10 protein-coding genes are annotated in these 11,822 nt (G+C 41.2%); all 10 read right to left on the reverse strand.

The window, feature by feature from the left end:
- Positions 1-112: 112 nt before the first annotated feature.
- Positions 113-937 (reverse strand): fimbrial biogenesis chaperone, encoded by an 825-nt coding sequence (locus ACMHKJ_RS04105; protein ID WP_413492454.1) that lies wholly within the window; start codon positions 935-937, stop codon positions 113-115.
- A complete protein-coding gene (locus tag ACMHKJ_RS04110) occupies positions 891-3,443 on the reverse strand; it encodes a fimbria/pilus outer membrane usher protein (RefSeq protein WP_413492225.1) in 2,553 nt (850 codons plus the stop codon). The genes ACMHKJ_RS04105 and ACMHKJ_RS04110 overlap by 47 nt, the downstream gene beginning before the upstream one ends.
- 38 nt (positions 3,444-3,481) lie before the next feature.
- Positions 3,482-4,192: a fimbrial biogenesis chaperone gene (locus ACMHKJ_RS04115; protein ID WP_413492226.1), complete on the reverse strand. Its 711-nt coding sequence runs from the start codon at positions 4,190-4,192 to the stop codon at positions 3,482-3,484.
- Positions 4,193-4,786, reverse strand: a complete 594-nt coding sequence (locus tag ACMHKJ_RS04120) for a fimbrial protein (protein ID WP_413492228.1) — start codon at positions 4,784-4,786, stop codon at positions 4,193-4,195.
- Positions 4,752-5,450: a fimbrial biogenesis chaperone gene (locus tag ACMHKJ_RS04125; protein ID WP_413492230.1), complete on the reverse strand. Its 699-nt coding sequence runs from the start codon at positions 5,448-5,450 to the stop codon at positions 4,752-4,754. The genes ACMHKJ_RS04120 and ACMHKJ_RS04125 overlap by 35 nt, the downstream gene beginning before the upstream one ends.
- 80 nt (positions 5,451-5,530) lie before the next feature.
- A complete protein-coding gene (locus tag ACMHKJ_RS04130) occupies positions 5,531-6,085 on the reverse strand; it encodes a fimbrial protein (protein WP_413492231.1) in 555 nt (184 codons plus the stop codon).
- 752 nt (positions 6,086-6,837) lie between these two features.
- Positions 6,838-7,773 carry a carbamate kinase gene (arcC, locus tag ACMHKJ_RS04135; protein ID WP_413492232.1) on the reverse strand — a complete coding sequence of 312 codons (936 nt, stop codon included), beginning with the start codon at positions 7,771-7,773 and terminating at the stop codon, positions 6,838-6,840.
- A 47-nt stretch (positions 7,774-7,820) separates the two neighbouring features.
- On the reverse strand, positions 7,821-9,212 hold the full coding sequence (hydA, locus tag ACMHKJ_RS04140; protein WP_413492234.1) for a dihydropyrimidinase: 1,392 nt from the start codon (positions 9,210-9,212) through the stop codon (positions 7,821-7,823).
- Between the two features lie 58 nt (positions 9,213-9,270).
- On the reverse strand, positions 9,271-10,488 hold the full coding sequence (locus ACMHKJ_RS04145) for a YgeY family selenium metabolism-linked hydrolase (RefSeq protein WP_067367972.1): 1,218 nt from the start codon (positions 10,486-10,488) through the stop codon (positions 9,271-9,273).
- Between the two features lie 79 nt (positions 10,489-10,567).
- Positions 10,568-11,767, reverse strand: a complete 1,200-nt coding sequence (gene dpaL, locus ACMHKJ_RS04150) for a diaminopropionate ammonia-lyase (protein WP_413492236.1) — start codon at positions 11,765-11,767, stop codon at positions 10,568-10,570.
- Between the last annotated feature and the right edge of the window lie 55 nt (positions 11,768-11,822).

The following is an 11,822-nucleotide window of genomic DNA, read 5'->3' on the forward strand; positions in this document are numbered from 1 at the left end:
TCAGCGTATACCGCAGAGTGAAGTGTTAATGACAGTATACCTGCCGAAATTAAGCATTTAGTTATACTTCTTTTTATTGTTGTCATTTTTTTTACCTGAAAAATAATAATCACTATTGACTGCAATCAGATATAGTTTGTTTTTCTGATGGTGTTATCCAGCCACTTTCATCAATCAGCGTCCATTCCGCTTGCTGATGATTTAAATCACGTTTAATTTCATACGGATAACTTTCATGAGGCGGTATCATATGGCGTAATTGTTCCTCGCCGATATTTTCTTGATCCGTTTTAAGGGAGCTGAATACTATCCAGTATGGCGTATTGTTTTTTGCAATCAGTATATTATCTTTTTTGCATAATGCCGGTAATGAAGATGATGCATAAATAAAATCCCGGGTTAATTCTTTTGGCCGATAAAATAATTTTAGATTAATAACAGTAGCCAGAACAATACTATTATCAGTGGCATCAGGTTGCTCAGTAACCGGAATTGCTTTTAACGAAATAAAGAAAGCCGATTCATTCTTATTTGATAGCGGAATGCTGTTTACCCGGCGGATATGCAGTGTTTTTTCACTGTGTGCTGTAAATTTATCAAGCGGTGGTGTAATGATAAATGGCATCTTTTTACGTTCTGACTGACTTACGCCTCCTGTTTGCGGATCAATATCACGGACAGTGGATTGAAGAAGGTAGTCATTATCTGAGTTATTTATAATGTTGAGCGTAACGCCTTTCTGGTCATCTTCATGAAAAATAACCCGGGTAACATGCAAGGATAATCCGCCGCTATTATCAGGTGCTGCCTGAACAGTTGTCAGCGAACTTAATAAAATACATAAAATCATAAAGAGATATTTCATAATAAGCACCATTTTTTGATAAGTCTTACTGACACTGTAGTGAAACTTCTTTAATAAAATGATTATCGTCATCAATTGATGTACTGTCTTTTTCCAGGTTGTAATTACTGCGGCAGGACTGGTTTGCCGAATTACCCCATTTTGCCAGTATAGTTCCTTCAGCAGGAAGACCGGAAAGATAAACCTGTCCGCTGTCACCGACAATTCCGCTATTTGTGTTATCACCTTCAGCGGAAACAATTGTACCAAATGGTAATTCATTTCCGTTATGGCTTAGTGTAAAGAGTACCTGATATCCCTGCTTTGTTTTAAATTTTGCGAGAACAACGGCATCTTTTGTCGGATAAACATTAATAACAGAGCTGTCTACTTCCACATTATCCGGCAGGGTTGTGACGTCTAATGCAACTGAATTTTTATTATAGGGATTACCGGCAAAAACTAATGCCTGTCCATTGCTGTTTATATCGGAAAGCCCTGTATTAATTTTTGTACCACCGGCACCCGGTGCGTCAATGAGGACTAATGCCGTATTGCCCGCCTGTTTAGAAAAAATTACCCCTTTTTCATGGAGAACAATTGTACCATTAATATTGGCATTCAATGAGTTATAGTTATTCCCATAACTATAACCGACACTGCTGTTTGTAATGTTTCCGGTATAGTTGGCATTCAGGTTTGTATTATTAGTCTGGTCGCTGTTATGTGAGTAATCCTGATTTAATGACAAACCCACTTTATTATCAAGAAAAGAGGTTCTTAAACCAAGATTATTCGTTGTCGATGCATTCCTGCTGCCATTGAGTGAATAGGAAGCTGATGAATTTTTTGCAAATTCATTATTACTCATCACAGATAAAGGGATCTGTATATTGGCGGTCCAGCGCCTGTCTTCCGGCCAGGTATTGTTATCACCTTTCTTTTTTTCAATACTGTAAGAAAGAGAGTAATTTATATTGTTGAGAGACCCGTTATAACCCATGGATAAATTATTATTTACTGTTTTATTATCCCAGAAGTCTTCACGGTTACCGGCAACAAAAACAGAGCCATACTTACCCAGTTGCTGGCTGACACTCAGGCGTAAACTTGAGCGCTGTTTTCCGTGCGTCCATGCATTATCGGTATACTGAAAATTATTAATTTCATTGAAATCATGATAATTTTCAGTCGAGTAGCGGTACGCCGCCAGGTCAATAGTAGTTCCGGTGGATAACATGTTTTTTGCATATTTTATCCGGTAAGACTGACCTTTTTCCCGCTGATGAGTATTTTCCGGTGTTGTATCTGATGTCGTAATATCAACAGACAGTGCGCCGAATTTACCCAGAGATGTACCGACACCCATAACGGTGGAGTAATATTTTTCTGAAATCAGGGCACCACCATATACGGTGATATTTTTTGGTAAACCATAACTGAATGCCCCAAGAAGGAATGACTTCTTTTTTGAGTTTTTACTGTTATATTCCCCTGACGATACTTCATATTTAAATCCGCCTTCCCGCTCCATAACAGGTAGTCCGCTGGATGCATAAATCTGTTTTCTGACCGTACCATCGGCTTCTGTTATTGTTATTTCTAATTCCCCGGATAACTGCGATTGCCGGATATCATCAATCGAAAAGGGACCGGGAGAAACATAGGTCTGATAAATTACATTATTATTCTGACTGACAGTGACGGTAGCATTGCTGTTGGCATAACCGGTGATAGTCGGTGCAAACCCACGCAGTGATTCCGGGATCATGTCGTTACTGCTTGATAATGATATTCCTTTGATAGGAAATGACTCAAAAATATCTGAGGATGGAAAAATTTCACCAATTTTAAGATTGGATTTTAATGATTTAATGTCACGGTATAACCTGACATTATTAATATCATGATTGTTATTGGATGTAGTTTTTCCATTTAAACTTGATTTATAGTAGTTATTACTGGCATTCATTCTCAGACGCCATGCCTGAAAATTTATACCACCATATAGTTGTGTGAATAAATTTTCGGATTTAGTGCCATTTGATTCTGTTTTCCCACCCATAACATTATAGTTTAGTATTAATGCAGGTACGCCATCATCCCAAAGCAATGGATCAGTAGATCCATTATCTTTATTTTTCATTACAATCTGAGGGAAGCTGAACAGCAGATCCAGTTTATTTTCATTAAATGTAAACTGATAATCTGGTATTAATTCAGATAAATTAATAATAGGTTCATCTTCAGGTAAATTCTTTAGGTAAGGCGTATCTTTTACATTGACACCAAAACTAATTAACTGCAATGGTGTTAATAATGGCACAAGTTTATTTTCTTTATTAGTGTGGAAAGTAATTAGTTCTTCACTGTTAAATTTTTTATTAACACTAATATTTACGTAATATTCACCTGGAGGGAGTTGATCATCTTTTTCATAACTGGATAAATCCAGATCAGATACTGTATTATCACCAAAGGATAAAAATGCAGGATCAAAAAAATCATCTGCAAATGCATGGTTTGCAGATAAAAACACAGATACTGGTATTATTGTTAATACAAAAAAATGTTTATTTTTTATTTTATGTTTTTTCATTTTTAAGTATTTCCTTGTGTTAAAAATAATGTCTTTTATTAATTATTCTTTATTCTGGTATCACAGTACTTAGAATGAATTCCATAGTCATTGATATATCTCCATTTTATTTTTTGTATTTCCGGAGCTATATTTATTTTCACATTACCAAAAGGGTAAATCATTACGGGTCTGTCTAATATATTCTTGTCATCATTCACTATTATTTCACTTATGGTGATGAAATAAGCTGTCGTGTTGGTTGCTGTAACCTGTTTGTTCATTGTTTTTTCAAAATTCAGGCTACATACTGAATGATGACTGGGTTCAGGCAATGATGTTGGTCTTATAAATACTTTAATAACACTTCTTAATCCAACTGAAACGTAATCATTATTAATATAGCTTTCAGGCGTTGACGGGATCGCCAGAACAGATAGATACGCAATATCTTCACGATCTGATACATGATGTTTCTTTTTCCACAGTTTTATGGTCTTTGTTTCATTTCCCTTTATTTTTAGTAACGGAGGAGAAATGATCATGCTGTCATTTTTTTTGTCGTTAATTTCAGGTCCGGTCAATATATCGCTTTTGATAAGATACGTATCATCGCTGTTATTTTTTATTGATAAGCTATCAGTATCATTGACAATAATTACTCTTGTTTTATTAAGTATTATCCCATTTGTGTTGCTTTGTGCATGACAATTAAATACGGATACGAATAATATTGTTAAAATAATCTGATTAAATATATATTCTTTCATTTAGTCATATCTGAAATCAAAATAAACAATGGCTTTCATTTCACCCGGTTCTTTTTGTGCTTTATTACAGGTTACAGTATCACCACACGTAAGCCCGGCATGAAAATTTATGGATTCACCTATAGGGAAACCCTGTCCATTGTAGTTAAACTCAACTCTGTCTCCGGGATTTAATTCTTTATCCTGGTATATCGGCGATTGATTTTTATGAAATATCATCGTGCCGATATTTTTAAGTTTTGAATTATCCTGTCTGAATATCCACTTTCCATCCTGACTTTTAAATCCATTTCCTGAGATAACCACCTGAGGTTTCAAACCGGTTCCGGGTAATCCGGTACAATTTTTAATATTAACTGAAAATTGTTTTATATCTGACAACTGTGATCCTTTCAGTTGCGACGCTATTACCCGGTTAAATCGTATACTTGAATTTGATACTGATAACTCACAGGACAAACGCAAAATATTTGCTGTAAAATTTAACTGGGCAGTCGTTGCTGCCTTAGCTTGAAAAAATGGTAATAATATCAATAAACTGATGATTATTTTTTTTATGTTAACGGGTAAACTCCAGCAGGCCACCAGCATCATTGATAATTGTCCATTTTATTTTTTTGTCAGTGACCATTTTATTCAGCAGGTATGAATGCTTTTCAAATGGGGCAAGCATTGGTTTTTCTGAAATAACAATATTTTCACTACCTATTTTTACATTGATTAAATTGATGTAATAAGGTGATGAATTTGTAATGGTCAGTTTTTTATCAGTGACAGAAAATGTAAGGTTTTTTTGTGCATCATCTATAGTTACCGGAAGGTTAGCGGGTCTGTAAAATAGTTTAATAACAGATGCGATTCCGATATTAACGCCACCACCTACGGCTTTATCATCATTATCATTTTTATTTGCAGCACTCAGTGCTTTGCTGTTTATATAAAAAATAGATTCTCTATCTTTAGGTAATTCTCTGTTTATCTGAATTATTTTTATCTGATTAGATGAACCCGGTAACACTTTAGTTAGTGGTGGAATAACTTTGAAGTCATTTACTGCTTTTCCTTTCGGATCATCAATAATTATCGTCTGTGTCAGAATAGGCGTATCCGGAGAGTTGTTAATGAGATCCAGTGGAGCACTTTTTTGCCCCTCATTATAGACAACCCGCAGTGCGCCTAACTGAAATGACATACCTGCTGTGTTCGCATGAGCAGATAGTGTAATAAGTAAAAGAAAAGGAATTAATATATATTTCATTTTTTTTCTTATAAAGAGGGAGGGATATACACTGGTATTCAGATAGCCTGAATAGCGTGGGTACCCTCCCTGAAAATTAATTACTGATAAACAAATGAGAACAGAACAGGTGCGTTGAAAGTACCGACTGTTACGTTTTGGGATGTTGCAGTAGATGCGTATGCAGCCGTTAAGGTGACGGTATTATCAGTCAAAGGATTTAAGGCGCCGCCTTCCCCCTGAGTTACTTTACCAATTTCAACGAGTGAACCGTTTTCTACAGGATTTGCACCATTCATCAGCATAACACCGACATTACTGGTTGGATTTTTAGATTTCTGCAGGAAGATGTTGTTGGTACCTGATACGGTATCACCACTCACTTCCAGTGATGCAGTACCCGCTGCTGCAGGTGTATCACAGCCGGTTAATGCAATCTGGAATTCTTTCTGTCCGGCAGTGATGGCGCTGTTGGCAGTTGAAAAATCAGATGTTTTTACTGTACCCAGAGAGACCTGGCTCTGACCATTCACGCTAATATCACAGCTGATTGCCTGAACGTTACCCAAAAACTCAACACTTGTTTGGTTTGCAGCCTGAGCCGCAGTAGTTCCGAATAAAGCAGCAATAGATAAAACGATTAATTTCTTATGCATAATATACCCCGGTTTGTTTATACAGATAATAAACGGATTGTTGATTTTTATTTTTTTAATAAAATAAAAATAGATAAATAAATTAAATATATCTTTTTACGAGTGTTTTAAATGTTGAAATCAATATTCAAAAATAATTAATTTAATATGTCAGGATGATTTCAGGTGTTCGATTATACGTATTAAATTATCCATTGATATATATTAATTATTTTTACTTATTGTTTGTATGGTTTTGTTTATTGTGTTTCGTTTATTTTTATTTTAAAAATCAATAAATTACCTTCAATTGTGTATTTTTTGTTATTATTTTCTGGTTTTTTATTTAGAATTTAATCATAAAAAGAATGAAAATAAGTTATTTGTATTTCTTATTTTTGATTTTATGGTTGCATATCTCTCATGGCTCTGTCTGTTACAATTAGCGCGAGTAATTTGTTTCAATGTGTAATTCATTATTGCGATTTATTGTAATTATGTCATTTGCGTATTTTGATTTTATTTAGTAAGTTGAATTCAATGGTTTTTTTTAAAATAAGTTATTTTTTAATCTGATGATTTTGTTTTTTATCTATATATTTCATTATGTGTCGTATGAAAACAATAGAATGCATTAAGTGAAAAAACTTATTATTTTATTAAAAATAAAACAAATATCATTTTATACCAGATGAAAAAAATGACCGGATATCCGGTCATTTAGTTATTAATGATTTTTGTACCATCAATAAAAAGGGAATTTAACAGAAAATCTATTCGTCACTGATAACAGTTCCTGTTTTACCTTCGATCCCGTCTTTTGCTTTGCTCAGCAGGGTAATCAGCGCTTTACGCCCTTTACGGCTGCGGCTGAATGACAGTGCCGCTTCCACTTTCGGCAGCATCGAACCCGGTGCAAAATGTTTTTCATCGATATAGCGCTGCGCATCTGCGGATGTCAGTTTATCCAGCCACTGTTCGTTTGGTTTGCCGAAATTAATCGCAATTTTTTCAACGGCAGTCAGGATGATCAGCATATCTGCATCAATCATTTCTGCCAGTTTGGCGCTTGCCCAGTCTTTATCAATAACCGCATTTGCGCCGCGCAGAGTATTGCCTTTACGGATAACCGGAATACCGCCGCCGCCGACAGTGATAACCAGTTGATCAGCATCCAGCATCGCTTTGACAGTTTCTTTTTCAATAATATCAACCGGTTTTGGTGAAGAGACAACACGGCGGTAACCGCGCCCGGCATCTTCACGCATTTCAAACCCTTTTTTGGTCAGCTCATCTGCTTCTTCTTTGGTATAAAATGCGCCGATAGGCTTGGTCGGGTTAAGGAATGACGGATCGTTTGCATCCACTTCAACCTGGGTCACCAGTGTGGCAACCGGTTTATTAATTCCTCTGTTCAGCAGTTCTTCCCGCAGTGCATTTTGTAAATCATAGCCGATATAGCCCTGGCTGAGTGCCACACAGACTGACATAGGCAGAACCGGCGATTTGGCTTCAGTCTTGCTCGCAGCTTCAAAGGCTTGTGTGATCATACCGACCTGTGGTCCGTTACCGTGTGTGACTACAACGCGGTATCCCTGCGCTATCAAATCAGCAATAACAACGGAGGTGGTTCTTACTGCTTCTCTTTGCCCCGGAAGGTCATTCCCCAGTGCGTTGCCGCCCAGTGCTAATACGATTGTTTTTTTCATTCTTTCTTACCCGTATTGAATTAGTTGAAACGATAATCGGACAATGATTAATAGTGCCGGAGCGGAGCCTGAAACGGACGCCGTTTCAGGAAACGACCGCGTCCGGGCTCTGCGATAAATTCGCCGTCACGGTAAATAATCTCACCGCGTGACAGGGTGCAGCGGACAGCTCCCTGTAATATCATGCCCTCATACGGGCTGTAGTCTGCATTATCATGCAGATCCGCGTGGCGGATAGTGGTTTCCTGTGCCGGGTCGATAATGGTAATATCACCGTCTGCTCCCGGGCGGATAACGCCTTTTTCCGGCCAGATCCCGAACAGTTTCGCCGGCATGGCGCTGGTCAGTGATACAAAGCGCTCCGGTGAAATCCGCCCCTGCATAACGCCGGCTGAGAACATCAGCAGCATACGGTTTTCCACGCCGGGCAGCCCGTTAGGGCAGCGGGTGAAATCGCCTCCGGAAAGCACCTGTCGTTGCTGATACGGGAAGGTGCAATGATCGGTTGCTACAACATCCACGGAACCATCGCCTATCCCGACCCACAATGCATCAAGTTCCCGCTGATTACGCAGCGGCGGGCTTAAAATAAATTTCAGTGCATCACTGCGCTCATAGCAGCGCTCATCCAGAAACAGATATTGCGGACAGGTTTCTATCCAGACCGGCTGATGGCGGGCTTTTGCCATTTTCAGGTAATCCAGACCCAGCCCGTTGGACAGATGCACAATATAGAGCGGGGCATTACCGGACAATTGTGCCAGGTTGATCATTCTGCCGATAGCTTCCGCCTCACATTCAGCCGGGCGGCTAAGGGCATGGAAAATCGGTGAGGTCTGACCTTTTTTCACAAATTCAGCTTTGCGCTGCGCTATCACCGCATCATTTTCCGGATGCACGGTGGTCAGTGCGCCTGACCGGTTAAGTTGTTGCAGTGCGCGTAAAATATCGGGGTCATCCAGTTTGTACTGATAAGTCAGATAGAGTTTAAAACTGCTGATCCCGTCCGCGACCATCAGCGGAATTTCATTGAGGATATCATCATTGATATGCTGAATAACACCATGAAAACTATAATCAATAACAGCGCGTCCCTTGGCGTAGCGGTGATAATTCTCAAGCTGGTGATGCAGTGAGCAACCCGCAGGACCAAATCCCATATGATCGATAATGGTGGTTGTTCCGCCACAGGCTGCTGCACGCGTACCGGTATAAAAATCATCACAGCTGCGGGCAAGTCCGACATCAATATTAAAATGGGTATGAACATCAATCCCGCCGGGGAAGACGTAACATCCCTGCGCATCAATGACCTGACAGTCATCCGGAGGATTTATGGACGGAGCAAGCTGTGCGATGAGACCATTCTCTATCAGTACATCCTGCCGGTGTTGTCCGTCAGCATTGACGACGGTGCCGTTGATAATGAGTGTGCGCATAGGGGGTACTCCGGAAAAAGCCCCGCACATGAGTGCGGGGCAGATATTACTGACAAGATTATTTTTTCAGTTCAGCCATATAGCTTAACGGAATGGCTGCATACATTGCCGCACAGGTAACCAGATGGTCTTTCCAGGTTTTTTCATTTGGTGCGTGAGCTTCAGGCTCTTTACCCGGGCCAAAACCGATAACCGGAATACCATGACGACCCATGATAGACACGCCGTTAGTGGAGAATGTCCATTTATCAACAACCGGCTCTTTGTTGAACAGGCCGCGGAATGCGCGATCCAGGGTTTTGACAGTGAAATGATCTTCTTCCACTTTCCAGGTCGGGAAGTAACACTCTGTCGGATAGACCAGGCCGGTCCATGATGCGCGCTCATAAGTGTACATAGTCACCACACCTTTTGCGGCTTTCACTGCCGGTAATGCGCGGATTTCTTCCAGTGCGCCTTCCCAGGTTTCGCCCCAGGTCAGACGGCGGTCGATAGACACGGCGCAACTGTCAGCCACGGCACAACGGCTCGGAGAGGTGTAGAAAATTTCAGATACAGTTAATGTCCCCTGACCCAGGAATTCGTCAGTTGCCAGACGTTTACCCAGTTGCTGCAATTCACCCAGGATCGGCCCCATTTTAAAGATAGCGTTATCGCCGCGCTCTGGTGCAGAGCCGTGACAGCTTATCCCCGGAACATCAATGCGGATTTCCATACGCCCGCGCTGACCACGGTAGATCTGGCAGTCTGTCGGTTCAGTACTGACCACAAATTCAGGTTTGATTTTATCCTGCTCAATAATGTACTGCCAGCACAGACCATCACAGTCTTCTTCCTGAACGGTACCGGTCACTAACAGGGTGTACTGATCTTCCAGACCTAAATCTTTGATGATTTTACCGGCATACACCATAGAAGCCATACCGCCTTCCTGGTCAGATGTACCACGTCCACCGATAATTTCGTCGTTTTCCATTCCTTCGTACGGGTCGAATTCCCAGTTTTTGATATTACCGATACCCACGGTATCGATATGTGCATCCATTGCAATCAGGTGCGGACCATGACCGATATAGCCGAGGATATTACCCATCGGGTCAATATCCACTTTATCAAAGCCGACTTTTTCCATCTCTTCTTTAATGCGGTGGATCACTCGTTTTTCATCACAACTTTCGCTGGGAATTGCCACCATATCGCGCAGAAAGCGGGTCATGTCTTTTTTATAGTGTTCTGCTTTTTCGACAATTTTATCAAACGGGATTTGCTTAGCCATCTTTCAATTCTCCAATCAGTTAAATTCGCAATCAGTTAAATTTGTCATGGCGGATACATGCGGCACCGCCATAAAATGATTATTTATGAGCCGGGTTTTTACCTTCCCAGACAACTTCACGATAATGTTTTGTATCTGTGTCACCTTCGGTGTTGATAACCAGAATGACGGAATCACTGTTAAGACCGAGTTTTGCCATCAGTTCCGCGCGTTTCGGGTGATGATGAACCGCTGCCAGCACGCCGAGACCCACCGCGCCGGATTCACCGGAGATCACTCGTGTATCATTGCCGTACGGGTTACCGAGAACACGCATGCCGAGGGCGGCAACCGCATCTTCACAGGAGATAAACTGCGTCGCACAGTTGCGCATCAGTTCCCAGCCAATCGGGTTTGGTTCGCCACAGGCAAGACCTGCCATGATGGTTGCCATATCCCCGCCGACATTGACGATTTCGCCTTTCAGGCTTGAGCGGTAGAGGCAGTCTGCCAGTTCCGGCTCAACAATAATGGAGTGCAGATCTTTTGCGCCGAACTCATCAACCAGATAGCCCAGCACGCCGCCTGCCATCGCACCCACACCTGCCTGTAACAGAACGTGAGTCGGGCGTGTGATCTTCATTTCTTTCATCTGGGCGACCGCTTCGGCAGCCAGCGTTGTATAGCCCTGCATAATCCAGGTCGGGATCTTGGTATAGCCTTCACAGGCGGTATCCTGCACCACGAGCCAGCCATGTTTTTTGGCATTTTCCATGGTGAGACGGACGGTATCGTCATAATTCATGTCAGTGACGATGCACTCAGCGCCGAGACCGGTAATGTGATCCACGCGCTCCTGTGCGGAGCCTTTCGGCATATAAACAACGGCCTTCTGACCTAATGCACGGGCAGCCCATGCCACACCACGTCCGTGGTTACCATCAGTTGTGGTGGCAAACGTCATTTTTTCGGTCAGTGTGCTTTTGAGTTTCTCAAAGGAGAAATCATCAATATTCATGTTGTACTTTTCGCACAACAGGTGGGCGATGGCATAAGAGCCGCCCAGAATTTTGAAGGCATTGAGTTCAAAACGCTGTGATTCATCCTTTACCAGGATGTTGCCCACGCCGAGTAACCCGGCGAGATCTTTCATGTCATACAGCGGGGTAGGATGGTATCCCGTAATTTTCTCATGAAATTTCAGCGCTTTGTGAGCTTCAGCGCGGGAGAAAAGCGGGGAATGTTTTCCGTTAAAAAAACGGTTATCTGAAATATCTAACTTTAGTGAGAAGACAGACATATTGCCTCACCTCATATCATCGGGAAAAGGACCCGGCCGCTGGCGACCGGGTTCC

It is taken from the genome of Morganella psychrotolerans, from assembly GCF_965118875.1.
Lineage (GTDB): Bacteria > Pseudomonadota > Gammaproteobacteria > Enterobacterales > Enterobacteriaceae > Morganella > Morganella psychrotolerans_C.

Bases quoted from the DNA above. Each gene is read 5' to 3' on its own strand.
- ACMHKJ_RS04105 (WP_413492454.1), bottom strand. From the start codon at position 937: ATGACGATAATCATTTTATTAAAGAAGTTTCACTACAGTGTCAGTAAG.
- ACMHKJ_RS04110 (WP_413492225.1), bottom strand. From the start codon at position 3,443: ATGAAAAAACATAAAATAAAAAATAAACATTTTTTTGTATTAACAATA.
- ACMHKJ_RS04115 (WP_413492226.1), bottom strand. From the start codon at position 4,192: ATGAAAGAATATATATTTAATCAGATTATTTTAACAATATTATTCGTA.
- ACMHKJ_RS04120 (WP_413492228.1), bottom strand. From the start codon at position 4,786: ATGATGCTGGTGGCCTGCTGGAGTTTACCCGTTAACATAAAAAAAATA.
- ACMHKJ_RS04125 (WP_413492230.1), bottom strand. From the start codon at position 5,450: ATGAAATATATATTAATTCCTTTTCTTTTACTTATTACACTATCTGCT.
- ACMHKJ_RS04130 (WP_413492231.1), bottom strand. From the start codon at position 6,085: ATGCATAAGAAATTAATCGTTTTATCTATTGCTGCTTTATTCGGAACT.
- arcC (WP_413492232.1), bottom strand. From the start codon at position 7,773: ATGAAAAAAACAATCGTATTAGCACTGGGCGGCAACGCACTGGGGAAT.
- hydA (WP_413492234.1), bottom strand. From the start codon at position 9,212: ATGCGCACACTCATTATCAACGGCACCGTCGTCAATGCTGACGGACAA.
- ACMHKJ_RS04145 (WP_067367972.1), bottom strand. From the start codon at position 10,488: ATGGCTAAGCAAATCCCGTTTGATAAAATTGTCGAAAAAGCAGAACAC.
- dpaL (WP_413492236.1), bottom strand. From the start codon at position 11,767: ATGTCTGTCTTCTCACTAAAGTTAGATATTTCAGATAACCGTTTTTTT.